Here is a 26,568-nt window from a genome sequence, read left to right as displayed (position 1 = left end):
ACTGGATCATGCCGCTCGTTTGACATCGTCGTCGGCGTTCATCGGCCGCTGGATTTCGGTCGCCGCAACGCGTGCACGTCGCAGTTCGCGAATCTTTTCAGCATGCTCGTGTAGCTCGCCTTCGAGATCGCGAATTCGAGTGCTCGCCTTGGCATTCGCATCGAGACTGTCTTCGAGTTCCGCCGTCACTCGGCTGAGATGTTCACGCAGGTCCGTGATCTGGGTTTGCAATGCATCGTTTTCGGGGCGAAGCTGCTCGGATTGTTCAAGTTGATCTTGCAGTTCTTGGATCGTCGTTTGTTGCTTGTCGATCGTCACTTGGATTTCGCTTCGCTGTTCCCGCGTTTCATCAAGCTGCTGCTGTACATCTTCGAATTGATGTCGCAGTTGGCTGAAGTCCTTCAGTTGGCTCTTTAGCGAATCGAGTTGGTCGCTTTGAGCGGCGATCTCTTCACGGCGTTCTTCATTGACGCGGCGAAGTTCTTCGAGTTGTCCTTGGGTGATTTGCAGTTTCTCGCGAATCGAAGCGGACGTCTCGGCCTCTTGTTGCCAACGTTCGCTTTGCTGCACAAGTTCGTGCTTCGTTTTTTCAAACGCCGCGATTTCATGCTGAAGCTCCACGATGGTTTGCTTCGCAAAAACCAATTCTTCAGCTGATCGCTGCAGGTCAGCAAACTGAGACTGCATCTGCTCGAATTCAGCCTGGCGTGGTCGAATCGAACCACGCAGTTGGCTGTTCTCGTCGGCGAGCCGTTTGATTCGGTCCGAGGATTGTTCGATTTGGACCTTCGCCTGATCAAGCTGTGACTTGTGCTGCTCGAGCAGCGTCTTGCTTTGGTTTGACTTGGCGTTGGCCTGCTCTAACATCGCGGCCGTTTGTTCTCGGATCGCGTTGAGCTGTTGGATCTCGGCAACGTGGTGTTCCCGTTCCGACTTCAATTCGTCCAGCCGCAGTGTGGTTTCAATCAACTTCGATTTCGTTTGATCCAATTCGTCTTGGCTACTACTTAACCGAGCCTGAGTCTGGCTGAGTTCGCTGGCCAATTGCTGAATCTCGATTCCGCTCTGTTCTTTTTCGGATTTCAATTCGTTCAACAACTGCACGGTTTCTGAGAGTTGCGAATGAGTTTGTTCCAGTTCTTGTTGACGTTGACTCAGTACGGTTTGCGTTTCTGCAAGTGCCGTCGCGGATTGTTCCAGTTCCGCCTTGGTTTGCGTCAGTTCGGATTGGGTTTGCTCGAGCTCTTCCGTCGCCGTGCCCGCGGCGAGCAGTTGCTGTTGAAGTTGGCTGATTTCGTTTTCTTGGCTTTGCAGCGTTTCGGTTTGACGCTCGAGGTCGATCAGGGTGCTCGATAGCCGTTGTTGCAGTTGAACAAGTTCGCTCTGTTTGCCTGCGACGACGCTCTGCAGCGGTGCGAGTTCGCTCATCTCGTCTTCGAGTCGAGCGATTTCGGCAATCTTGGCCTGCAGTGATTGTTGCAGCTGTTCTTGGTAGGCGATCGCTTCGGCAATCGCGTTGTCTTTTTCGTCGAGCTGTTGTTGCAGCAGTTGCGTGTCCTCGCCCGTGCCGTTGTGCTGTGCGTTCAGCGTGGCAATGGTTTCAAGGTGTTGTTGGTTCTCTTCGGCTAGCTGTTGTTGCGTGTCGATCAACCCGGCGATCTCAGCCTCCTTCTGGCTGATCTGCTGCTGTAGCGATTCAGCTTGGTCCGCGGTTTCGCTGTGCTGCGTGGTCAACGAGGCAATGGTTTCGAGATGTTGCTGGTTCTCTTCGGCAAGCTGTTGTTGTGTGTCGATCAATCCAGCGATCTCAGCTTCCTTCTGGCTGATCTGTTGCTGTAGTGATTCAGCTTGGTCCGCGGTTTCGCTGTGCTGCGTGGTCAGCGAGGCAATGGTTTCAAGATGTTGCTGGTTCTCTTCGGCAAGCTGTTGTTGCGTGTCGATCAATCCAGCGATCTCGGCCTCCTTCTGGCTGATCTGCTGCTGTAGCGATTCGGCTTGGTCCACAGTTTCGCTGTGCACCGTGGTCAGCGTGGCAATGGTTTCGAGATGCTGCTGGTTCTCTTCGGCTAGTTGTTGCTGCGTGTCGATCAACCCGGCGATCTCAGCTTCCTTCTGGCTGATTTGTTGCTGGAGCGAGTCGTAGCGATCGCCCGCGTCGCTGTGTTTCGCGGTCAAGTTGCAGATGGTTTCCGTTTGTCGTTGATTTTCTTCGGTCAACCGTTGGTGTTGGTCCATCAACGCGGTCAATTCATTCGTTTTGTCACCAAGTTCAAGTTGCAGTGAGGCGAGACGATCGTCTGACTCTTGCTTCTCGGCGGTCAGCGTGGCCATGGCTTCGGCTTGCTGGCGATAGTCCTCGGCGAGTTGATCGTGTTTCGCCGTCAACGTCGTGATCTCGGTTTCCTTGTCGCTCAGTTGTTGCTGCAACGACTCGTAGCGGTTACCCGAATCGCTGTTTTGAGCGGTGAGCTGGTCGATCGTTTCGGCTTGGGCGTCGTTCTGTTTGACCAGCTGGTCGTAGGCCATTTTTCGTTCGGCCAATGCCACTGCGGTGTCCGCGAGTTCAGCTCGCAATGGCAACAGGGATTCGATCTCGTCGCTCATTTGGTCCAGCCACGTTTGTTTACTCTTGATTTCCTCTTCGAGTTGGCTGAGACGTTCTTGTTGGGCTTGGGTTTGTTCGCTCGCCGCAGCTTGTTGTGCGGTTAGTTCCGCGATCTCGGCATCACGTTGCTGAATTTCTGCGACGCGAGCGAGCAGTTCTTGCTCGAGATTCTGATTCGATTCGGTAGCCTGCTGATAATTTGCTTGGGCGGACTCGAGCTGCTGACGCAAATCGGTCACCGTTTGGTCGGTGGTCTCGACGATTTCACTTTGCCGCTTGAGCAGTTCCGCTCGCAATTGAACCAGCTCGTCGTTGAGCTGCGTATTGGTTTGTTGTAGGTCTTGGATCTGTTGGCCGCGTGTCTCGTTTTCTTGACGCGTCTGCTGAATTTCAGCGTCCAGGGCCGTGCGGGTTTGCAGCACTTCTTGAAGCTGCGAAACAAGCAATTCGTTGCGACTGACCTCTTCGTCCAAACGTGTGGTTGCCTCGGCTCGGGCTGCCGCAGCTTCGCTGGATTCACTCCGCGCGTTGTCCAACAATTTTTGAAGCTCGGCGTTACGGTCGGTCAACTTTTCGTGTTCAGACGATCGGTTATCCAGTTCGCTTGACTTGGCGTTGAGCTGTGACTCGAGTTCGGCGACGTGTTGCTTGTGTTGGCGAACCACCTCGCGTGATTTTAGATAGCGATCTTCGGTCTCACGCAGACGTTTGCGTTCCGAGGCGCTATCGCGATACCACAACAAGTGTCCTACTAAGAGTCCGGCGAGCAGAAACGCAAGCATGGAATAAGCAGCCGGTAGCCCAAACAACTCGGTCATCTTCGATTCCAAATGGAATGGCAAACATAAAGTCAACGAATACGGTTGACGCTGATACGCGGTGACGAGTTGTCACATGCGAACGTCCAGCTCCATTGGCTTTATCAGGAAGCTAGCCCCCCTGTCGACCTTAATTTCGAGGAATTTCAGCCAGCGAGGCGGTTTCGTGTTCTGCGAGCGGTCACTCGGACGTGAGCGGGGCCCTCGGAAGATCTGTGAGACCGCGGTCGTCACAGCGAATGTACCGCTCCCTGCGGGCCGACGCCCTGATTGCTAGCATGTCGCGTTTTGCCCGTCGAGCAATGCGATGGTTCCGTTTTGGCGGTCACTGTGTTTCCGGACGGGAAGATCGGCGACACTCCCATCCCAAAAGGAGAGACGGGATGCCTCTGGAAATCGTCGATTTAGACGCGGCGAATGAAATCGGCGGCGAAACTGCGAATTTCGCTGCCATTCAGCACGTGGACCATTCGCAGTTGTTGGACTTGTTCGTCACTGAACGAGCTCAACGGGACATGGACCAAACGTTTGTGATGACGTCTCGCCAAGCGTTGCCAACCCGATCCAGGTGGCAGCGGCGATAGCAACGCAATCTCACGTCCACGTGAATGCAAGCAAGCCGCAGCAATCAGACGTTCTTCGAGCGTTTCGGCGTAGTCGACGCGAGGGTCGACCCAGACGTCGGGGATGACGACCGGGGGATACAAGAACAGTGCACCGCCGTAGATGCTAAGTCCGATTCCCGGGCCAACCATTTCTTCTTGGTAATGGGTCGCAAACAACGCGAGTGTTGATTCTTCGTTGTGTTCGGCGAACCAGGTGGTGCGCCACGGGTACTTTCGTGGGTCGGCGGGTGAATCGAACAGCATCACACAGGCATCGAGTACGCCACGACTTGGCGGCACCACTTTGACATAGATTTGTCGTTCGTACCAATGACGTAGCGTGTCACGAATGTCGATACCATCTTTGACGCTGGTGGTGAATTTCTCGGTCTTGGCAAGATCGTTACCGATGATCGCTTGCGCACGGTCAAACACACGAGTGCGGAAGTTTTCGATGCGAGCGTCTTCGGGTGGATAGCTACAGTGGCTGTATGGGTTCCATTTGTATTTCCAACGCTCTTTCTCATACTTGGTCGCACGGCGTTGCAGTTGAATGGTTTGCCACGTTAGCGGCGGGCCCGGCAATCGGCTGACCAGCGAATGGGTTTCGCCGTCGGGCAAACGAACCTGGTCAATCCCCAGTGTAACTTCGGGCAGCGATTCGGCTTGGCTTTGCTCGATGGACGGTTCCTGTTTCCCGTGCTGATAGGTGTTGGCCAGTTCGGCGACGTGCAGCGCGAACTGGTCTCCGAGGATCTGTTTTGCAGCCGTCACGATCGTGACTAAATCGGGGGTCATCCGCCGATGGATCAGCGACAGGTTGCGGATGTACTGCAAACACTTCGATAGCAACAGCGGGGTCACCCGGCGAGCGCGATTGCCAAGTTCTTGACGATAGCTGTCGCGAGCTGCGATCAGTAATTCCTTGACGCCGTCGATCTGGATGTTGTCATCGTTTTCCAGTTCGGATCGTGCCCGTTCGTACAGCCCCGTGATGAAGGGCAACTCGCCGTACAAGAACATTAGCGTCCGGTCCTTTACGGCGAAGCGTTCAGCCGGCTGCACGACGTCATGTTCGGGCAAACTAATCTTCGCCGACATTTCGTTACGCGAACTCTGCTGTGTCGATGGCGCTAATTGGTTGTACGCTTCGCGAATCCATGGCCAATGCAGCACGCTGCAGACAAACAGTGTGCGTTCGTGACGGGTTTCCAAATCGCGAAGCCGCATCGCCATGTGCACGATCCGGCTGCGGGTTTGGTGGTCCGGCGGGCGAGCGATGCTGGGCAGCAACGCAGCGGCAAAAATTTCGGGTGCCACATGCCGCACCGCAAAGGGGTCCGGCATCACGGTGGAATAAGGGCAAAACGGATCGGTTTCCAGGTCCACGTAGGCCCGCGGAAGGTGTTCTCCCATCGCCGCGCGGATCGCCATGATCACCGGTTGGCAAGGGTCGATCGGCACGTAGCTAGTCGGAGGCGTTTCGGGATCCTCGTCCTCAGGGTCCGAGGCATCGGAATCCTTTTCGTTCCAAGGACTTTGGGCCCATTCCGAACGAAATTCGCTGGCGGCGAAATTCGGTTTCGGAGGTTGCAGGACAATCGACGCACGAGGAAGATCGAGCACGCCGGCTTCGACCGGTTCGCGGAATGATTCCGGCAGCGGAACCGCCAAACAGTCAAACGAATACTCGAGAAACCAACGGCGAACCGTCAGGGCAAATTGGCCGCTGCCGTGGATGATGGGCAGGACCGCCAACCGTGGACTGATCCTCAGCAACGCTGGGACATCGTTCGTTTCAGAAAAATTCAAGGAAAGTGCTCTTTTCTAACGAACCAAAATGAACTAAATTCGTACCCACGTCGAAACAATCGGGTTTTTATTCAGGTGAGACGCCGTAACGAGCGATTGCTCTGGCTACTGATTTATTCCGCTCACTTCGCCGATTTGCTTTTTCATTTTTCTTCGACAATCGTCATTCTCAAAAACGCAGTTCCAATTGGAACTGCGTTTTTTTTATCCTAACCCGCCGCGTCAGCGCGGGACCATGTCAAGATCGAGATTCCCTCGCTGACGCTTCGGGTTGTGAAAAACGCGCAACTTCAAAACGGACGCGTCGGGTTGTGGAATCAGTGCAGCGTGACCTACACCGCCGCCTCGCTGGCCGTTGCCAACACATCGGTTGTTTCTTGGCAAAGGTATTTTTTAGCCGCATTCGCGACCGCCTGCTGGTCCACTTTTTTGAATCGTTCGAGCAGATCATCGGTGCTGGCATACTCTTCGCAAATCAACCAGCGGCTACCGACGCTGGAGAGCCGGTTGCTGGGCCGTTCGCTCTGCATGATACAGGCGGCGGTGGCCTTGTTCACAGCTTGCTCGAGTTCTTCGCTCGTGACGCCTTGTTCAGCGGTGCGGCGAAGCACGTCGGCCATCCATTTGCGGTTGCCCTGCATCGCGGCGGGTTCGCAAACCAAGTAGGCGAACCACGCGCCGCAATCGGTGAATTCCTGCGGCCACACGGTGGCGGCTTCGGCGCGTCCGGTATCGATCAGGTCCCAGAACAATCGGCTGCCTCCTTCGTCACCGACGATCGACGCCAGGATGCGGGCAGCGTAACGGTCCTGGCTGGTCATGCTTGGGCCGGGGCTCATCTGGACGAAGTAAGCTTGAGCGGCGTCAGAGATATCAAGTTCCGCATCCATCGAAATGCCATCGGGCAGCGACTGCGGGTCGTCCGCCTGGGGTTCCGGCGGGCAAGGACGATCGGCCCATTGGCGGGTCTGATGTTCGACCGCATCTACCAAGGCATCAAAGTCGACATTGCCCGTCGCGGCCAGCACAATGTTTTCGCCTCGATAGCGGCGATTGAAATAGTCACGCATCGTTTCGACACGCATCGTTTCAATCGACTCGGCGGTCCCCAGCACACGTCGTCCGAGTCCGCGTGGGCCAAAGTGACGCTCCATCGCGCGTTCAAAGGCGCCAAACGGCGGTTGGTCTTCGTACTTGGCGATCTCTTCCAAAATCACTTGACGTTCGGTTTCAAATTCGCGCGGATCGAGTGTCGGGCTGAGCATGTCGGTCAGCAGTTCGACGATCCGGTCTTGAAACTTCGGCAGCACGGTGGCGTAATACACCGTTTGCTCTTCGGTCGTGTAGGCATTGCTTTGTCCGCCGAGCTCGTCGAGTTCGCGATTCACATCGGCAGCCGATCGCTTCGCGGTTCCCTTGAACATCATGTGTTCCAGGAAATGGCTTAACCCCGATTCGATATCCGTTTCGTTGCGAGATCCTGCGCGAACAAAATAGCCCATTGCTGCGGAATAACAGCGGTTGTCGATCTCTGCGGCAATGCGGAGACCGTTGGCAAGCGTATGGTGTCGGAACTGCGCCATATTGAATTTGAGCTTTGAGAATACGGTGGGAAGGAGCGGCAAGCGGCGGCCAGCAATTATTCAGGGGCAGCAAGCTTTTTAGGCCCGAGCGTTACGATTCGGTAGTTGCCCGGCGGATGGTCCAACCAATAGGATTTGACCTCGTCAAGCGTCAACGACTCGATGATCTGTTCCAGTTCCGACGTGCTTAGCACGCGGCCAAGTTGGAAGTAGTCCGAAGCGATCGACGAGGCCCGCGACGCACTGGATTCCTGTTCCATGATCAAGTTGCTTTGGATGCGGACTTTCCATCGTTCGAGTTCATCATCGCGGAGGTCTGCGGTGAACTTTTTGAATTCGCCTAGCGTGACATCCAAGGTTTGCTGAGCTCGTTCCGGTGTGGTTCCGGCATAACCAAACACGGCCCCCAACTGCTCGAGCGAATGGCAGCCAGCGGTGATCGTGTAGCAAAGCCCTCGTTGTTCTCGGACGCGATCAAACAAACGACTGCTCATGCCGTCGCTGAGGATCCCGATCGCCGCACGAAGTTTGAAGTAGTCGGCGTGGCCAAAGGGGATTCCGTCAAAGGAAAAACCAATGTGCGTTTGGCTCGATGGGGAATCGATATGTTCTTGGCCGGCAGTACCTTCGAACTTCGCTGCGGTGGCGATTGGGCCTGATTTCCAGTCGCCGAAATTCTGTTTGGCCCAGCCAACGACTTCATCGATATCCAGGTTGCCCGCCACGGCAAGGATCGCGCCGCTGGCGTGATAATGCGATGTATAGAACTCGCGAATATGGTCCGGTGTGATTTTGGCCAAACTGGTTTGCGTGCCGTGGTTGTTGCGGCCAAGTCGTTTGCCGTACTGCATTTCACGCAGCCGGATCATCACCCGCTGGGTCGGTTCGTCTTCGATCGCTCGCAGTTCTTGCATGGCCATCGACTTGGCATCGTCAAGCTGATCGGCGGGCAAGTGCGGGCGACGCACGATGTCGGCATACAGTTCCAGTGCGGCCTGCAGTGAGTCGGCGGGCATCGATCCGCCGTAGGACACGGCCGAAGTCGAAACGCCCGAGGATCGATCCATCCCCAGATTGTCTTGGATCGCGACCAGGTCACGGCTGCTGTAGTTTCCCGCACCACGCTGGACCATCTCGCAAACCATCGATGCAAGTCCAGCATCGTCATCGGCTTCGGCGTTCACACCGGCTCGCAACGACAACGAAAACGCTGCGGTTCGCAGCCATGGCATGGATTGAACAAGGATCGCCATCCCATTGTCAAGTTTTTCAATATGGATGGAATCGGTCGAGGAAGGCAGCGTATTCAGGGCAATCTCTTCAAAGTGAGTTTCAGATCAAAGTGAGTTTCGGGCATCGCTGCCCAGGCATCTCGCTTCGGTGCTAGCTTCGGGCCAGGTCGATCGAAACGACATCAACCGTTTGTACTCGACCAATCAACGTGTGAACAAGTGCGTCATCGATCGCGATCTTCATGAATTGGCCTGCTTGGCGACGATTGCCATCGAACACGACGATGCGGTCGCACGGCGTGCGGCCGACCATCTGCACGACATTTGCATCGGGATCCGACTTCGCCGCCTTCTTGCTCGGGCCTTCCACCAACACTTCGACCACGCTGCCCACCAATTTTTGGTTGTCTTCCTTGGCGATCGCATCTTGGACCGCCAACAACTCGTTGTTTCGGCGTACTTTGACCTCGTGAGGAACGTCGTCTTCGAGCCGTTTGGAAGCCTGTGTTCCCGGTCGCACACTGTATTGGAAGATAAAACTATTCTTGAATCGGCAACGCTCAATCAAAGCAACCGATTTTTGAAAGTCTTCTTCGGTTTCGCCACAGAACCCCACGATGAAATCGCTGCTGACGGCGGCTTCGGGCAAAATCCGTTCAATCCGTTCGAACATCTCCATGTAGTCGGCGATCGTGTAGCCACGCTTCATTCGCTTCAGCACCGCATCGGAACCGCTCTGCGCGGGGACGTGCAAGTAGGGCGAACATTTCGGTAGATCACGCACCGTGGTCAGCAACCGTTCGGTCATATCTTTGGGATAGTTCGTGACAAATTTGATGCGATCGATTCCATCGACTTCGTGCAGTTGTTCGAGCAGCGAAGACATGTCGGTGGTGTGATCGCCATCACGATAGCGGTAACTGTTGACCGTTTGTCCGAGTAGCGTGATCTCGCGACATCCTTGTTCGGCTAGCGTGCGTGCTTCGGACAAGATTTGTGCCGGTGGTCGTCCTTGTTCGGGCCCCCGCGTGTTGGGCACAACACAGTACGTGCAAAACTTGTCACAGCCAATTTGAATTCGCAAGTAAGCCTGAAACGGCGTCGGCCGCATTGTCGGATCACGCAGCGGGTCAAAGGTTTCATGGCTTCGCGCGATCGTCGCTTGCGATCCCTCGGTCCGCGATAGAGAAACGGCCAGCTGGCGGCCTTCGCCACGACCAATTCGCTGCAACAGCTCAGGGATGGTGTGCAGTTGTCCTGGGCCGACAACCATGTCGACGTAGGGAGCTCGTTTGAAAATCGTCTCTTGGTCCTTTTGCGCCATGCAGCCCATCACCCCGATCATTTTGCTGGGGGCGTTTTCTTTGGCAGCACGGATTTTGCCCAGTGCACTGTAGATTTTGTCCTCGGCATGCTCGCGGACACTGCAGGTGTTGTACAGCACGCAATCGGCTTCCAGCGGCGAATCCACGACGGTGTAGCCGTGTCGCTTCAAATCGGCGATGACCATCTCGCTGTCAAGCACATTCATTTGACAGCCAACGGTGTGGATAAAAACTTTGCTCATGTCTTCTTTTTTGATTTCTCTTTTTCGGTTTTGCTGCCGGCGTTTTGAGTACGCTGCACGAAGGATCGCAGGGCGTCGGTCAGTCGAGAGCGTCGACGATGGAGCCCCGAAAATAATAGCATTGCCGCGATTAACGAAAACACGAGCCACAACACAGTGGGTGGCGATATGCTTATCTGGCTCATTTCTGCGAACATGCCAATAAGATACCCGCATGTCCATCGTGTGCGGTAGGCATCTTCGGCGGTCCTGTGCCCCTTGCAACGCCGAAATTGCCGGTTTCGCAGTGAAAAACCGGGGGATCGCGAGTGAAATTAGGCTCGGGCGAGCGATCAAGGCCACGATTCCGCCCCAGCAAGGAACGGTCAGGACAAGCGTTTCCGGTGGCGAAACTCGCGAAGAGTCTCGGTCGGGACGTGAAGGAGGCCCGCAACTCTTGTCGACTTTCGCTACGATTTGCGGCCGAAAATTAGCGGCCCACCAAGCCCTTGGCGGCGGGCGTGATGATCTGTCCCGAAAGGGGCATCCAGTCGCTCTGCTCGGGATTCGCCTTGTTCGCGATTTCGATATAGCCTTGGCGATCAAAATAGAACCGGTGCGGCTTGGCATCCTCGGCCAACTTGATCGTCACGCGAAACGTGTTTTTGACCCGTTTGACGCGTTCAAGGACCGCGGTCAATCCAGCCGGGGCCATATCCGTGACGATCGCTTCGGTCACCTCGGTTTCCGTACGAAAACGGACAAAGAAGGACCATTCTTTCGGATCGCCGACTTCGACTGTGCCCAAGTCGAGTCCCTGTGCATCAAGCTCCGGGCCGTGAAAGATTAGCGGTTTGCCGATCGTTCCTTGGACGGGCAGATCGATCCACTCCGTTTGCGTTGTCTTGGTGTCGAGCACACAGACCCGAATGTTCTCTTGGAACGCCCCCATGCGGTCGGTGGGCGAACGGTATTTCACATTCAGCTTGTAACCGCAACGTCCTTGCAGCGAACGCAGATCAAGCGGCTCGAGTGGTTCGCTAGCAACCTCGATCGCTCCGCTGGATGTTTCGGTTTCCAGAATGACAAAGTCATCAAAGACTTGGCTGTACAACACGCACGAAGCTTCGATCGGTTTGTCGACGCTGCCTTTCAGATGAATGAGCGTGTCGGAGTTGACGGCCCATGTGGATCGCACCTTGCCACGGACGGTCAATTCGATGGTTGGTTTTCGTGGGTCGTTGGTTTCAATGATGGCGACCTGTTCGTATTGGTCGCTGACGTCCTCGCCGACGTTCCAGATCAACGTGACCGGGCGTGATTCGCCGGGCGGAACAATGCGGTCTTCGATCTTGGCAACCGTGCATTTGCAACTGCTGCCTGCCGCGGTCAACAGCAGTTCATCTTGTCCGTCGTTGTGAATGACGAAATCGTGTTTGGCTCCGTTGGTTCCAGGATCAAGCAAGCCAAAGTCGAATTCCGTTTGCTCAATTTTTGCGATCGGGCTCTTGCTCTTCTCCGCTTTGGCAATCGCCTTGGCTTCGGCGCCAAGCTTTGCCAGGATCGCGTCATACTCGGCACGACGATGATCCGGTACGCCGTACGGTTTGTACTTGGTCACCGAACCTAGTGCGATGGCAAGACCAAAAACGACCGTCAGAGCCAAGAAGCCAACTGCGATGCGAAGGCCTGTTGCGCGGAGTAAAAGCATGGGAAAAGTTCCGTCGTCAAAATCAATCGTGTTTATGAAAGAACGGGGATGAGGTCTGGCGATTCACCATCACTCATCCCCGTCGTTTGTGACTCATCGTCCGGTTTGACTCGCTTTAGACGAAAAGCGTCCAAGCGGCGTCAGCGCGGTAGACGATGTTTAGCTGCCCGAGGCACTTTCAAAAGTGCCCTTCAGGGTTGCGGAATCGATGAACAAGCCGTTGAACATTTCGTTGGGCATCAATTCCACTTCGCTGTCGGCGTAGCCACTGACTTGCGAGTCGGTGGCAATTCCGTTGGCGAATTGGAAGCCTGGGTTCAAGTAGCCGTCGCCGTTGCGACCGTCGTAGAACTGTTTGACCGAACCGTCCGCCATCAAAATGTTGGCGATACCACCGTGAACGGCCATCCAGTCACGCGTGTCTTGAAGGTAAAGATTGTTACCGCCTTTTCCGGTAGGACCTCGGTTGGAGGTGCCGGTGGTGGTGCTGTCAAAGTCAAAGCAAGCCGCGATCGTCGCATTGCCCTTTTCGCATGCCATTTGGCCTGCGATCGGAAGCGAGCTGTCACCGGCGGCATCTTGTTTGGCCAACGAAAGCGAGTCGGCCGAGTTGACGTAAGCAGGGCCGTCGTTGAACGCTTCGGTCAACAGCATGCCTTGAGGAAGCAATTCTTCACCGTTGCTGTCGGTGATCGAAACGATCAAAACCGCTTCGTCGATATCGCCAGGACCGGCGTCGCCAAGCAGGGCGATGCTTGACGATGGGATGCGGCTGCCGTCGATGATCGACAATTGGATCGGACCGTACGTGCCTTCGCGTTGTTTGAAGTCGGTTTGGTTGGCCGAGCGAGTGCTCAATACGATGTTCGATCCGGTTCCCGAGGTCAGCGGAGCGTTACGAACCAAGTGATAACCGGCCGCGTAGTTCGTGTTGTAGCCCTTTTCAAGGAATTGGGTTCCAATGTGTGCAGCACGTTCGGCTGATCCTGCGGCCAAAGCAGGGGTTGCACCAAAGATCTCGCGGCAAGCCCCTTTGTTCAAACGGGCGGCCGTGGTGCCTTTGCCGTTGGTCGAATTGCTGCCGAGCAAGTCATTGAGTTTTTCCGAACCCTTGCCACCGTTGCTCGGGCAAAGCATGTCCGATGGAAGTGCGGCACCCGAATTGACAAGGTCCGCGACCCAGCCGTAGGTGTCCATACATCCGTCGCGATTGTAGTCGCTCGCACCGGTGCACAAGCGACCGATTTGATCGCGTTCAGCATAGGTCAGTAGCCCGACGCCGAATTGGCGAAGGTTGTTCGAGCAGGTGCTGCGGCGAGCTGCTTCACGGGCTTTGGCGAGCGCCGGAAGCGCCAGTGCTGCCAGGATTGCGATGATCGAAATGACGACCAGCATTTCGATTAGGGTAAAGCCTTTTTTCGACAATTTCATTTGTAAAGTTCCTTGTTGACTCTGGACCCGCTTCGCAGAAGCAGTCCAGAATGGAAATAGTTAGGTGGAGTGTTGTGGCGTGGTCGCCAGCTTCCTGTGAAAGGGAGGCTGCTGTTTTGGTTGTCACGAACCAACACGATGACGATTTCACGCCACTCGCTCCGCTCTTTGGTTACTGCTTAGAAAAATGCACCGTGTCCGCTTGATGGAATTAGCTCCACCCAAGCCACCGGGTGCGTCGGTATTGCGTCTCCGCTTGCCCCCTCCTTCGTTGTTGAAAATCGAATCTCGGTAAATAAGACAGGTCTCGGTAATTCATCGGCAGCTTAGTTTTCGCTGCCTTTGGAGTTCAGCGAGTAGTAGCTGGACAACATGATCTCGGGTGCTTCGACATCGCTGCTGGTCCAGTAATCGGGATGTTGTGTAAAGCCGTTGTTGATGTAGCCGTCGCCGTTTTTGTCCGCAATCGCACGAATCGATCCGTCGGCCATCAGCACATAGGCGACGCCAAGGTGCAGCGGAGCCATGCCGCGATAGTCTTGGCGTGTCTTGTGATTCCAAACTCGTAGCCATCCGGAAACGCCTTCGCGTGGGGTGCCCGCTGGCAGACTGGGCACCTCGAGCAGACTCCAATCCGCACCATTGCTGATTGCGACCGGCTGTCCGACCATCGAAGTGGCGTACAGCACACTCTCGGGCATCGTTTCGCCGACTCCGATCTCTAAGAATCCGATGGCGGCGGCATCGCACAACAGCGGAATCGTGCTAGCGGGAGCCTTGCCCGAATCAACACGATTGGTCGAAAGCGGACCGCGAGTTTTGTAGCGGCCGCGAGTGTCGTTCATCAATTGCTTGAAGTCGCTGCTTGCCGAGGCAATCGCGGCACTGCATCCCGATTCGCTCGCCGCCGGGTTTCCGCTGTCGTCAAATGTGAACTCGGTGCGAAACAGGAACCAAGTGCCTGCGTAGTTGGTGTTGTATCCCTTTTGGATCAAACGCCGATCAACAAGGTTGGCACGCCCGGCGAGGTCGTTCACGGCGTTTTCGTCGATCTCGCGAGCGATGTTCATCACTCGGTCGCCCATCGCATCCTCGAACGGCTCGCTGCCGAGTCGGCGATCTTCGAGACAGTCGACGCAGGGTGCACAGCCAGCGTACTTCGATAAATTGATTTCACTGATATCCATCGTCAACAGCTGTTGGATCGCGGTTGACGCCATCGCTGGATTGCTCGGACATCGCATTTCACCGACCAACACGCCGCGGTTCACCAGATCGGCGACCCATCCAATTTCCGTGGGAACACCATCGCGTTCATAGTTGAAATCGCCTGAGCAAAACGTTGAATCGGGGGCGGTGGCCGTGCGTGAGGTCAATCCGACTCCGAATTGTTTTAGGTTGCTTTGGCACTGAGTTCCTCGTGCGGCAGCGCGAGCTCGGTTGATTGCCGGTAACATCAGTGTCGCTAACACGCCGATAATCGAAATCACCACCAACATCTCGACAAGCGTGAAAGCTGCACACGCTCGCGTTGCTGTAAGCGGAGTCTTCGAACGTTCGCGAAACATGATTTTTCTCAAGTGCATTTTGAAGGGGAACGGCAAAGTTCAAGGTTCGTTGGCATTCAATTTCACGCCGATGAAGGCAAGGTGATGGCCGTGATGAATTTGATGTAAAATCACACCGTCACTCGCCTTCAGGCGGAGAACCGTTGGTCGTGGTGGCAACCGTGATGGCTCCGAAAACCGAGGCTGAGTTGCAAGCTCGACGCCAACGTTGCGGAGCATTTAAAGCCCTCGATGCCGGGTTGAAAATGGCAATCTGAGTTACTCACAAAGGCTTCATCGAGTCTTCATCCGGCGCCGGGGCGTGGGGGGGGCCGCAGGGCTAACGGATTGCCTACGGGCGGCGATGATGTCTCCGCTAGAGCGGTCTAGTGGCGGCAGATGTGCCGCTGGAAAATTGGCGATGCAAAAATTACGCTTTTCCGAACCTTCCGGACGGACCTCGGAGCTTAACGGACACTTCACAATGGTAAGCCGCGATTTCCTCGCAATTTAGATGGATATGTTGGATGCGTGAGAGCAACTCAGAGACTTTTCCAGCAAGTGGATCCCGCGACCGCTTGCGCCAATGGCAGCTCGATCGGCTCAATGCCTTGTTAACCGTGGCTCAAAAGCGTCCGTTTTATCGAGATCGGCTGCAAAACTTGTCATTGCCACTGAAATCGCTTGAGCAATTGCAGCAGATTCCGCTGTTGACCAAGGCCGATTTGATTCCCTCGTCACAACCCAAAGCTGCGGGCATATTCGATCTGCCCATGTCGCATTACACCCGGATGCATCAAACCAGCGGGACTCGGGGATGGCCGCTGCCAGTACTCGATACGCAAGACGATTGGAGATGGTGGATTCGTTGTTGGCACTACGTGTTGGATGTGGCGAAGGTGACCGAGGATGACATTGCCATGATGGCGTTTTCGTTTGGTCCCTTCATTGGATTTTGGACGGCCAACGACGCCATGATCGACCGCGGCGCTACCTGTGTGCCGCTTGGCGGGATGTCCAGTGAATCACGATTGAAGATGATCCAAGATCACGGATGTACCGTGTTGTGCTGCACGCCTACCTATGCGTTGCATTTGGTTTCGACTGCAAAGTCGCTGGGCTTGGATCTGACGAAAAACCGTGTCTCGCGGATCATCGTCGCGGGAGAACCCGGTGGGTCGTTGCCTGCGGTCCGAAATCGAATCGAACAGGGATGGGGCGCGAAATTGATCGACCATGCCGGGGCCAGTGAACTTGGGGCTTGGGGATTCGGCAGTCCCGATGGACGCGGGCTGCATGTGATCGAATCGGAATTTATCGCAGAAGTGCTTGATTTCAGCGGTGACGATCCTGGCGGCAGCCAAGTCGCTGAGGGTCAGATCGGTGAATTGGTGTTGACCAATTTGGGGCGATACGGAGGCCCCGCAATTCGCTATCGTACCGGCGACATCGTGCGAGCATTTCGCGATCACGATCAGCCGTCGACGTTCCTGTGGCTCGAAGGAGGCGTGATTGGCCGAGCGGATGACATGATCGTCATTCGTGGAGTGAATATTTTTCCAAGTAGCATTGAGTCGATTATCCGCGAGATAAGCGAGTCGAGCGAATACCGGATCATTGTCGAGCAGGTCGATGAAATGGACCAGATTCGGCTCGAGTTGGAAGGGACGGCAGAGCAGGCTGCGTTCGTTTCACAATTACTGCGTGATCGTCTTGCATTACGGGTCGAAGTGGCGGCGGTCGCCGAAGGATCGCTGCCTCGATTCGAAGCCAAATCACGTCGTCTCGTTGACCAAAGGTCGAGCCAAGGTTAAACCGTGAGCACGATGAATACCTCTGAAAACAAATCTGCGTCAAACGAATCCGACCCCACGCCCGTTTCGATCACCCGCGAAGGCGAAACCGCGATCCAAATTCAATGGGATGACGGAACGACCACTCGCTGGACGGTGGCTCAATTGCGTGCCGCTTGCCCCTGTGCAACTTGCCGCGAAAAGAAACGCGGCGAACAGGAAAAGCAGGCCGAGAAAAAGCAGGCGTCGCCAAAATCGCTAAGTTTGCCGGTGCTTAGTGCCGAAGAGGCTCGGCCGCTACGGATCGAATCGATGCGACCGGTCGGCTCCTACGCCTACAGCATTGCGTTTTCTGATGGCCATTCCTCCGGCATCTTCCCGATGAAGATGCTGGCCAATCCGGCCGAATAGTTCGATGCCATCCACATCGATCGAAATCCTAACCCGGAGCGTTGGTTTTTGATGTTGCGATGGCGATGTCTCGTGCCGCACCGCTAAAAAGGTCGGCGGCATTGGGATTCGACTACTCTCGCTTGGGCAGCAGAAAACAGATCGCTTCACGATCATTTCGCGCGATCAGATGACGGCCTGCGATGGTCGGCACGTTCCATGTTTTCGAGGTGAGGGCCGGCAAGCGAAGTTCGAGTTGATATTGTGCTTCGTCTAATTTGACAAACAGCACATCGCCCGCTTCATCCTGGACCACCATCGTGTCTTCCACAACCAAGAGTTGACCTTGCCCCGAGCGTTCGCGTCGAGGTTGTTGCCATCGCTGATCACCGTCGGCAATCGCCACGGCTTCGAGCGACCCATTGCTTAGTGCGTAGGCGGTATCGCCGATGACAACCGTGTTGGCAAACTTGGTTTTGAGCACGCGGCCGGATTGCCAAACCGACTTTGCGACGAGTTCTCCGTCCGGATCGGCTGTGACTTCGACGAGAGCGCTTCCACCACCGTAGCCTTTGCCAACCAGGAATCGGTTTTTGCCCGCCAGGACCACCGAAGAGCAATTCGCCCCCGCATTACTTTGCCCAGGCCACTCGAACGACCACAAGCGTTTTCCATCCTCGACGCGATGTCCGCTCACCGTGCTTTCGTTGACAATCACAATTTGGCGTTGTCCCGCCAAGGTCATTAGCATGGGCGAAGCGTAGCTGATTTGGTCCTCGCCGGCGGTCCAGCGAATCTCGCCGCTGACGGCGTCAAACGCGATCAGCCCGCGGCCGGCTTTAGCTAGGTCGGACGATGGGATCGCAGCATCACTTGTCGCACCGAATGGCACAATGCAAAGCCCGTCGACCAACAAGGGAGACGCCGAGCGTCCCCAAGGAATCGCCGTTTCGGATTCAGCTTGATTCCATCCGGCAAGTGTCAGTAAGTCGGCGTTCCAGATCTCTTCACCGGTGTTGATGTTGACGCACCAGAGCTTGCCGGTGGCTCCGAGCGCGTAAACTCGTTCGCCCATGATCGTCGGGGTTGATCGTGGACCGACTCCTCCCAGCGGATTTTCGTGCCTCGCCTGATGACTAACCGCCCACAGCAAGGCGCCGTCGCCAAGTTGGTAACAGGTTAGCGATTCAGTGGTTTCTCGCTGTTCGAGCGTGACGGCTCGGTCGCTGCTAACGGCGAATCCCGCCCATCCTTTGCCAATACCTTGTCGCCACAGTACTTCGGCCTCCGCTGCATCGGCGGGCACTTCGAATTGTCGTTTTGCGATGTAGCCGTTTCGTGAATTTCCTAGAAACCCCGTTGAGTCTTCGGCAGCAATCGTCCGTTCCGACGGTTCAAGTGGCGCGATCGAGTCGGTGGATCCTGCTGCGATCGGAATGCGTTCGGGTTGATTGGCACTTCCAAATCTCCACTTGAAGTCCGGGACCATCTCGCCACTGAAACCTTCGAAGCGAAACAGAACGGCAAATGCGGCGGCCGCGGTGAGTGCCACGATCGGCACCAGCAGCGGATAGCCATGGTTGCGCGCAAGACGAAAGAGTTGAAATAAAATCGTCAGCAGCGCAATTGCAACGACGCCAAACGAAAACAGATTGGCGTTCTGGTGGTCTCGTTCGGAAACGAATTGCTGCAGCAAGAACACGATGATTGCTGCCGTAATCGCGACCACCGCCATCCGAAGCGGCAAGTTGGGTTCGCGTTGAGATGCAAAGGGAGTACGCGTCGAGGACGCATGATCTTCGTGGTGGGCAGGTTCGGAAGGGGAGGATGCGGCGTCTTGATTCGAATCGGTCAAGGAAAAGTCTCGATCACGGAATGGATGAGTGGTCACCGACAGGCATGTCGATATTTCCATCCATTGTAACGATTGACTTTAAAGCAACGTATGGATCACGATTGCCAACCGCCGTCGTTTTCGGCATCGGTTGCAGCGGTAGGCAGCAGAACAAAAGACGCGTTCCAGCCAATGGCGTGGCACGCGAAACATGGTGCTTTTGCATCGCGGGCATTGTTTACCAAAATCGGCCATCTTTCTGCTCCTTTCGTAAAGTAGTAAATGTAATATCACGTTTACCAGTAGAGTGGGGGGCAATGGCGGTTTCAAGTCGAGAAAACTCAGCGGGGTGTTTTTTAACCACCCGTGCGACGCAGTGGTGTTCATTGTCCCCTAGATGGTCGTTTTTATCGCGTCAATGTGCTGGATTTCTTGTTTGAGTTATTTGGGGGGCATGGCAGGCTCCAACAGGCGCAACTCAGGGCAAAGATGTTCGCTTTTCCGATAACTTGAGCGCTTATGGCAGGCGGATTCGCGATTTTTACCAAGTTCATACGTGAAAGCGAACGTTGGTGCGAAAAGGCGAATGTGGATGTTTTCACAAGATCTTTGGGGGATTGAATACAAATGATCCCGTCGCCTGGTTCTCGCGGAAACAAGGAATGAATGCTTTGCATCCGCCATCACGGTGCGTTTACAATACGAGTCCCGCCTCCGTTACCCTTCCTTCCCCCCCAGTCGATTGCCATGCCAATGTTTAACGGTGCTCCTCAGCCGTTGCCGCTCGGTCGCATGTCTGTATTGCTGATCGGTCTGACAATCGTAGGGCCAATAGTTCTGTTGCCATCTGTCGCGTTAGCAGAACCAGCGGAGTCCGTACCGCAGTCCGAGATTGATTTCTTCGAGAATCGCATTCGCCCGGTGCTGGTCGAACATTGTTATTCGTGTCATTCAAGCGACGCAGCGATTGTTCAAGGCGGTTTGTTGTTGGACAGTCGTGAGGCGACCCGGGTTGGGGGCGATAGCGGCCCCGCCGTAGTGCCGGGGGATGTTTCAGAGAGTTTGTTGGTTTCGGCACTTCAGTACGACGACTTTGAAATGCCACCGAAGCAGCAGTTGCCGCAATCCGTCATTGACGATTTTGTCACGTGGGTTGAACGAGGAGCGGTTGATCCTCGCACGCAGGCTGTCGCTGCCCCGCGTCATGGAATCGATCCCGTTGCCGCTCGCGATCATTGGGCGTTCCAACGCTTGGTTGCACCCGAGGTGCCGCAGGAAGAAATCCGTCAAGATGATCGAGATTGGGTTCGCAACCCGATCGACGCCTTTGTGCTGGCGAAACTCAACGAGAAAGGTTGGCGTCCAGCCGCCAAGGCCGACAAGTATACGCTGCTTCGTCGGGCGACGTTTGATCTGATCGGCTTGCCGCCGAGTCAGAGTGAGATCGACGCTTTCCTTGCCGACGACTCGCCACAAAGTTTTGCACGAGTCGTGGACCGCTTGCTGGCATCGCCCCATTATGGCCAGCGGTGGGGACGACACTGGTTGGACCTTGTTCGCTACGCTGACACCAATGGCGCCGATGAAAATCACAAAATGCCTCATGCTTGGCGTTATCGCGATTGGGTTTTTGATCGGCTCAATGAAGATCAGCCGCTTGATGAATTTATCATTCACCAACTTGCCGGTGACTTGTTGCCCTCGGGCGACGAGCAACTCAACCGTCAGCGGATCACTGCAACCGGGATGCTGGTGATCGGTCCCAAGATGTTGGCCGAGCAAGATAAAGAGAAAATGCGGATCGACATTGTCGATGAACAGATCGATTGTGTCACTCGCACGATGTTGGGGATGACCGTTGCGTGTGCTCGTTGTCACGATCACAAATTTGATCCGATTTCGACCGAAGATTACTACGCGTTGGCAGGCATCTTTGCGAGCACTCGCACCATGCTGCATGAAAAGTTTGTTTCGAAATGGATGGAGCGGGATCTACCATCGACCGAGATCGACAAACAGCGGAGCGAACACCAGAAGAAGGTTGATCGCAGCCGAGCTGCGGTCGAGAAGATCGTTGCCGACGCCAACAAAGCGTTACTGGATCAATTGAAATCAGAAACGTTGCCCGACAAGCCTGAAGATCAATACCCCGAAACGACAAAGAAGCAGCTCGCCACAGCCCGGAAATCGTTAGCCGATGTTGAGAAAGCGATGCCCGCGTACGACATCGCGATGGCGGTCGAAGAAGGAACGCCGACGTCATTGGCGGTGCACATCCGTGGGAATCATCTCAGCAAAGGCGATACGCCGGTGCCTCGCGGAGTGCCGCAGCGGCTGCAAAGCGTCGTCGGGTTCGACACGATTGCCGACGACGAAAGTGGGCGTTTGAACTTGGCTCGCTGGCTGACTTCGGCCGATCATCCGCTGACCGGACGTGTGATGGCCAATCGATTGTGGATGTGGCATTTCGGACAGCCGTTGATGCGGTCCCCTTCGAATTTTGGTTTGCAAAGTGAAGCTCCGCTGCATCAAGATTTGTTGGATTGGCTGGCGCGACGATTGGTCGATGATGGTTGGTCGCTTAAGCGAATGCATCGCACGATCATGCTCAGCAGTACCTACCAAATGCGGAGCGACCTTGCGGACTATTCCGAAGACGACCCTGAAAATGAGTACCTCTCGCACCAGAATCGCCGGCGATTGGAGGTTGAGCCGCTGCGTGATGCGATTCACATCGCTGGCGACTCGTTGGATCGCACGTTTGGGGGCAGCCCGGTTGATGCGGATGCCCCTCGGAGATCGGTTTATTTGCTGATCAATCGAGCGGCGCTGTTGGATCTGTTTTCAACTTTTGATTACGTCGAAACCGCCAACCATATCGAACAGCGTCCCGTTACCACGGTGCCCAACCAGGCCCTGTTCCTACTCAACAGCAAGCTGGTCCATCAACAAGCCGAGCGGCTAAGTGCATCGATGTTGGACCACAACGACGATGAGGAGCGAATCACCCATTTGTGGATGACGCTGTATGGCCGTCCGCCCACCGAGACCGACATCACGCTTTGCCGGGAATTTATCGTAGATGCCGCACAGCGACTTCCCGCACAGGCGAGTCCGCAGGAAGCTTGGTCGGGACTGTGCCGTACACTCATTGCGGGGAGTTTGTTTAGTTATGTCGATTGAATCCAAGCACGGTAATGCGTGTGGTCGAAATGGGGCTTGGGCTCACCGTCGCGATTGGATCAAAGGATCGATCGGTTTAGGCGGCATTGCCATGGCCGAGATGATGTCGGGCAATCTGGCCAACGCTGCCACGTCGCGAGCGGATTCGGATGCGGGATTGCCACATTTTCCGCCGCGAGCCAAGCGTGTCATCTTCTTGTTCATGCATGGTGGCCCGTCGCATCTCGATACGTTTGATTACAAACCGCAGCTCGCCAAACACGATGGCAAGCCGCTGCCGTTTGATAAGCCGCGGATCCAATTCGCCAAGACAGGCAATTTGCTTAAGAGTCCCTGGGCATTTCGCCAGTACGGGCAATCCGGTGCATGGGTCAGTGATCTGTTCCCTCACGTTGCAAAACACGTCGACGATTTGACCTTCGTTAAATCGATGCATGGATCCAATGAAGCCCATGGCGGGGCGATGTTGAAGGTGCATACCGGTTCGGACACCTTTGTTCGACCCAGTATGGGGTCATGGATCAGCTATGGTTTGGGATCTGAAAACGAGAACTTGCCAAGCTTTATTACGATCAATCCGACTTTGGGACATGGCGGAGTGCGTAATTTTGGCTCGGCCTTTTTGCCTCCGATCCATCAAGCCACTCGGATCGGATCGACGCGGGCCCCGATGAAGAACGCCAAGATCGAAAACCTTGCCAGCGCTACTGCGACCACGCCAAAGCTGCAACAGCTGCAGCTCGATTTGCTGCACAAGTTGGACGCTGCCAACGCGGGTCCCGAAGGCTTGGATGCTCAGTTGGCGGCGAGGCTGGAATCGTTCGAGCTGGCTTTTCGCATGCAGATGGAAACGCCCTCGCTGATGGAGCTTTCCCGAGAAACCGCGACGACGTTTGCCGAGTACGGGATCAATGGCGGTCCGACCGATAACTTTGGGCGTCAATGTTTATTGGCTCGCCGGTTATCAGAATCGGGGGTGCGGTTTGTCCAAGTCACGCATAACTACTGGGATCAACACAGCCAATTAAAAGAAAAGCACACCGAATTGGCGGCCGAGGTGGATCAGCCGATCGCAGCGCTGCTTGCCGATCTGAAACAACGTGGATTGCTCGAGGATACGCTTGTGATTTGGGGGGCCGAGTTTGGGCGAACGCCGACGGCGCAAGGCAACAACGGTCGCGACCACAATCCGCACGCGTTTACCTACTGGATGGCGGGTGGCGGAGTGAAGCGAGGGTTTAGTTACGGTCAATCGGACGAGTTTGGCTTTTACGCAGCCGAGCAAAAGGTCCATATCCACGACTTCCATGCCACGGTGTTGCATCTGTTGGGGATCGATCACCAACGATTGACCTATCGATACGGCGGCCGAGATTTTCGATTGACCGATGTCGAAGGCACCGTCATCTCGGAACTGTTTGCGTGACTCCGGCGTCATTCCAGTGGGCTCGGAATCACATGGACTCGGGATTGTTTGTCGGCAACGCAGCGGAGGGTCGATGCCCGATGCAATCGATTGGGGCGATTAGGAAGCCTGGTCTTCGGAAGGCAGATTTTTCAGCATCGCTTGTTCGGTCAGCTGCTTTTCTCGTTTGTGAGTGTGCCACAGCTTTAGCATGATCCACAACGCGGCAAACGTGCCTGCGAAGGCGAGTGCGGCGTAGAACAGCGGTTGCAGAAAGTTGTTAGAGATGTGTTCGGCTGCCTTGCCGGTTGATTCAATCGATCGGCCGACGATGCCAGCCTTGGAGACCACGATCGGGTTCCCGTCGGCATCAAAGACGACCTCGTCGCCCCCGAGAATCCGTTCGGGTTCGGCTAAGATGATTGTCGTGGTGGCGACCGTGAACAACGATTTGCCTGGGTTTGCTTCGATAAAACGTCCCGCAAACGCGACAACTTTCTCGGTATCCTTGCGGATCAGCGATAGCACACCGGTCCGTTGCGCCGCGGGCAACGCTGCGATTTCGTCGGCATGTCGTGCAATCACGATCGCTTGGTCGCTCGTCATTTTGCTGGCCAATTCGGCTCCGTCGTCGCCAAAATGTTTTAAGAGCACCAGCCCGGCGCCAGGGTGTTTGAGTTCCGTTTCGAGCGTTTTCACGCCATAGCGAGTGACCGCGGTGCTGAGGGCTTTGCCCGACTCGCCCGCCGCCAATTTGCCCAACGCCACGCGAACCTGTGATGCCGGCAGTTCTTCGAGTGCCTTCATGACGGGCAGCACCGCCGTGCTGTTGTCGAGCGCCATCAGGACTTCGGGGCCATGTTTGGCGGTCAGCCGAGCGACCTGCTCCACCGCTTCTTCGCCCCCTTCGCGAGCCGCGGTCGTTGCGACGCGTTCCATCACCTCCTTGCTAACATTCTTGGCAAGGAACTCGGTCGCTTGTTCGGCCCCTTCTTTGCCAAAGTACTTGACGATGGCTTTGACGACCGAGGTGGGGATTGCGTTTGCGGTGATTTGCTGACCCGCCGCGTCGCGGCCCATGCCCACCAAAGATAGGATCGACAACGCTGCTAATGAATAGAGGCAAACGCGAAAGCGTGAGGCGTTAATGAGCGTTGTCATCGGTTGCACCTGGAGAAACGATTTTGGTAAAGAATTGGTCACGGTAAGCGTTGACTAATTGGTCGCACACAAGCGGCAACGTTGCCTTTAACCCGCTGGCGTTGTCGATCGAACCAAGTCCGCGTGAAGCGGCCGGTTGGCTTGGCTGCGTCGCAAGCGATTGGGAATTGCGATCACGCGGCGCTCCGTCGATCAAGGTGGCTTCGAGCATGTCGAGATAATCGTGCAGTTGCTCACTGACTTTGCTCTCGAATTTTTCAGTCATCCACCAATCGATGATCAGCCCGACGGCCAATCCAACGCCCAGCCCGACGACGGTTCCGACCGGCCCGACAAAACTTCCGCCACCGGCTCCGGTGGCCGCCGCACCGGCGGTGGTTCCCGCACCCGCAGCAGCGCCGACGGCAGCGGATGCGGTAAAACGCGTCAGCAGACCAGCCACGATGGTCGTGGCCGCATAGCTGCCGGCTTCGCTAATCAAAATCACCACGATCGCGTTGTACACACTCGTCGCCCCCTGCTCGGCAGAGAACGATTGCAACCGATGTGAGATCGATTCGTAGAACGTTTCGTATTGATCGAGTCGGACTTCGGGAAGGTCCGCTACTGCAAGCGACGCGTGCACGTTGACGAGCATGCTTTTTTGATTGGCATCGATCTCTTTGCGAAAATCGTCGAGGATCGCGGCAATGTCGTCTGTCAGGTCCTGTTCCGAGAAAAGATGCTTCTCGAACTTTTCTGCAACATAGCTTTGGATGCGATTGTCTTCTCGCCACCAATCACCCGGCATTCGTTTGACGATTCCCAAGCGAGTCGAGATGCTGGTTAAATCGTTGACAAACGGGGTGACTCCGCGATGGTAGCGGCGGATTAGCAGTCCGATTCGCTGGATGCAGCGATCGGCCGCGTCCCGATTCAATCGGTCGGTCTTGGCGATCTCGGGTTCGACCTCGCGATCAAAGAACGCGGCGCGGACCACATCGCGGGAAGGCTCGAGAACCTTTGGGACGATGACATCGAATTCGTGGTGAGCGGGCGGCTCGACCTGTGGCGTCCTCGTCACATTGAACGTGGCGATGCCGACGATGCATGCCGCGATCGCCGCGAGCGATACTGCCACGCGGGTCGATGTTGGTGTGGTCGACGTTGGCTTGGTCGACATTGGCTTGCCCAGCGGTTTCGTTGGCGACGGGCCTGTTCTCGATCGGTCGGATGTCATCGCCATTGGCTCCGTCGGGAGATTGGCCCGGTGAAAGATCGAGCGCGATTTTGGGGGTGCCGCTGCGTTCTGGGTTTTTGCGGTTAGCGGAGGCAAGCGACGAAACACGTTGCTTTATTATAGCGGAACGGCGTCAACACGCCTGTCACGATGTTCGCCCCCTGCGACAGCGTCGGCGCACGAAAAAACCCAAGGCAGCGACGGACGCATTTGCCTCGGGTTCGTTTCATGGTGCCTGCGCGCAGGCGTCTACGGTCAATCAAGCGGCCACTGCCTACGAGTCTTCACGTAGGGATCGGGGCACGGGGTGACTCGATTTTGACTTTACTCGGTAACGATATTGATACGGCGGCCTTCACGGTCAAACATGACCTTGCCGTCGACCAATGCGAACAGGGTGTAATCCTTGCCTTGGCCGACACCTTTTCCAGCGTGGAACTTGGTGCCAACTTGGCGAACGAGGATATTGCCTGCGCGGACGGCTTCGCCACCAAACTTCTTGACTCCACGTCGCTGAGCGTTCGAATCGCGACCGTTTCGGCTGGAGCCCTGCCCTTTCTTATGTGCCATCAGTACCACCTGGGGGTTTTAGCGTGTTTTGAGCCACGAAATGTAGCAACCTGCCGCCAATCGATCAAGGCAGGCCTACCGCTGGATTCAAGCTAGTTTTAGGATTTAAGTTTCTTTTTATGC

The 26,568-nt window shown here is 55.7% G+C and carries 16 protein-coding genes; 4 read left to right on the top strand and 12 right to left on the bottom strand.

Annotated elements, in window-relative coordinates:
• Positions 1–6: 6 nt before the first annotated feature.
• The 8 genes from ABEA92_RS12245 to ABEA92_RS12210 all read right to left on the bottom strand — a co-directional run bounded on the left by ABEA92_RS12245 (position 7) and on the right by ABEA92_RS12210 (position 14,911).
• Positions 7–3,423: a hypothetical protein gene (locus ABEA92_RS12245; RefSeq protein ID WP_345684117.1), complete on the bottom strand. Its 3,417-nt coding sequence runs from the start codon at positions 3,421–3,423 to the stop codon at positions 7–9.
• Positions 3,424–3,827: 404 nt separating this feature from the next.
• A complete protein-coding gene (locus ABEA92_RS12240) occupies positions 3,828–5,840 on the bottom strand; it encodes a hypothetical protein (protein ID WP_345684116.1) in 2,013 nt (670 codons plus the stop codon).
• Between the two features lie 332 nt (positions 5,841–6,172).
• Positions 6,173–7,423 carry a M16 family metallopeptidase gene (locus ABEA92_RS12235; RefSeq protein ID WP_345684115.1) on the bottom strand — a complete coding sequence of 417 codons (1,251 nt, stop codon included), beginning with the start codon at positions 7,421–7,423 and terminating at the stop codon, positions 6,173–6,175.
• A gap of 56 nt (positions 7,424–7,479) precedes the next feature.
• A complete protein-coding gene (locus tag ABEA92_RS12230) occupies positions 7,480–8,676 on the bottom strand; it encodes a M16 family metallopeptidase (RefSeq protein WP_345684114.1) in 1,197 nt (398 codons plus the stop codon).
• A gap of 130 nt (positions 8,677–8,806) precedes the next feature.
• Positions 8,807–10,222 carry a tRNA (N6-isopentenyl adenosine(37)-C2)-methylthiotransferase MiaB gene (gene miaB / locus ABEA92_RS12225; RefSeq protein ID WP_345684113.1) on the bottom strand — a complete coding sequence of 472 codons (1,416 nt, stop codon included), beginning with the start codon at positions 10,220–10,222 and terminating at the stop codon, positions 8,807–8,809.
• Between the two features lie 469 nt (positions 10,223–10,691).
• Positions 10,692–11,912 carry a DUF1573 domain-containing protein gene (locus ABEA92_RS12220; protein WP_345684112.1) on the bottom strand — a complete coding sequence of 407 codons (1,221 nt, stop codon included), beginning with the start codon at positions 11,910–11,912 and terminating at the stop codon, positions 10,692–10,694.
• A 159-nt stretch (positions 11,913–12,071) separates the two neighbouring features.
• Positions 12,072–13,343 (bottom strand): DUF1559 family PulG-like putative transporter, encoded by a 1,272-nt coding sequence (locus tag ABEA92_RS12215; protein ID WP_345684111.1) that lies wholly within the window; start codon positions 13,341–13,343, stop codon positions 12,072–12,074.
• 326 nt (positions 13,344–13,669) lie between these two features.
• Positions 13,670–14,911 (bottom strand): DUF1559 family PulG-like putative transporter, encoded by a 1,242-nt coding sequence (locus ABEA92_RS12210; RefSeq protein ID WP_345684110.1) that lies wholly within the window; start codon positions 14,909–14,911, stop codon positions 13,670–13,672.
• 599 nt (positions 14,912–15,510) lie between these two features.
• Here ABEA92_RS12210 and ABEA92_RS12205 point away from each other — a divergent pair.
• The gene (locus ABEA92_RS12205) at positions 15,511–16,704 is read left to right on the top strand and encodes a phenylacetate--CoA ligase family protein (RefSeq protein WP_345684109.1); all 1,194 of its coding nucleotides are present in this window, start codon (positions 15,511–15,513) and stop codon (positions 16,702–16,704) included.
• 12 nt (positions 16,705–16,716) lie between these two features.
• Positions 16,717–17,094 carry a DUF971 domain-containing protein gene (locus ABEA92_RS12200; RefSeq protein WP_345684108.1) on the top strand — a complete coding sequence of 126 codons (378 nt, stop codon included), beginning with the start codon at positions 16,717–16,719 and terminating at the stop codon, positions 17,092–17,094.
• A gap of 112 nt (positions 17,095–17,206) precedes the next feature.
• On the opposite strand, the gene ABEA92_RS12195 is transcribed toward ABEA92_RS12200, so the two are convergent.
• Entirely contained in the window at positions 17,207–18,928 is a 1,722-nt protein-coding gene (locus ABEA92_RS12195; protein WP_345684107.1) for an outer membrane protein assembly factor BamB family protein, read from the bottom strand.
• A gap of 726 nt (positions 18,929–19,654) precedes the next feature.
• Between ABEA92_RS12195 and ABEA92_RS12190 the strand changes: the two genes are divergently transcribed.
• Both ABEA92_RS12190 and ABEA92_RS12185 read left to right on the top strand, forming a co-directional pair.
• Positions 19,655–22,090: a PSD1 and planctomycete cytochrome C domain-containing protein gene (locus ABEA92_RS12190; protein ID WP_345684106.1), complete on the top strand. Its 2,436-nt coding sequence runs from the start codon at positions 19,655–19,657 to the stop codon at positions 22,088–22,090.
• Positions 22,080–23,516 carry a DUF1501 domain-containing protein gene (locus tag ABEA92_RS12185; RefSeq protein ID WP_345684105.1) on the top strand — a complete coding sequence of 479 codons (1,437 nt, stop codon included), beginning with the start codon at positions 22,080–22,082 and terminating at the stop codon, positions 23,514–23,516. Before ABEA92_RS12190 ends, ABEA92_RS12185 begins: the two co-directional genes overlap by 11 nt.
• A 99-nt stretch (positions 23,517–23,615) precedes the next feature.
• On the opposite strand, the gene ABEA92_RS12180 is transcribed toward ABEA92_RS12185, so the two are convergent.
• The 3 genes from ABEA92_RS12180 to rpmA form a co-directional block, all read right to left on the bottom strand.
• Positions 23,616–24,599: a hypothetical protein gene (locus tag ABEA92_RS12180; protein WP_345684104.1), complete on the bottom strand. Its 984-nt coding sequence runs from the start codon at positions 24,597–24,599 to the stop codon at positions 23,616–23,618.
• Positions 24,600–24,639: 40 nt separating this feature from the next.
• Positions 24,640–25,875 carry a hypothetical protein gene (locus ABEA92_RS12175; RefSeq protein WP_345684103.1) on the bottom strand — a complete coding sequence of 412 codons (1,236 nt, stop codon included), beginning with the start codon at positions 25,873–25,875 and terminating at the stop codon, positions 24,640–24,642.
• Between the two features lie 324 nt (positions 25,876–26,199).
• Entirely contained in the window at positions 26,200–26,445 is a 246-nt protein-coding gene (rpmA, locus tag ABEA92_RS12170; RefSeq protein WP_339941165.1) for a 50S ribosomal protein L27, read from the bottom strand.
• Between the last annotated feature and the right edge of the window lie 123 nt (positions 26,446–26,568).

Origin of the sequence: Novipirellula caenicola (assembly GCF_039545035.1) — a bacterium.
Taxonomy (GTDB): Bacteria; Planctomycetota; Planctomycetia; order Pirellulales; family Pirellulaceae; genus Novipirellula; species Novipirellula caenicola.
Note: the sequence above shows the minus strand (reverse complement) of the source record. Positions and strands in the feature narration are given on the sequence as shown.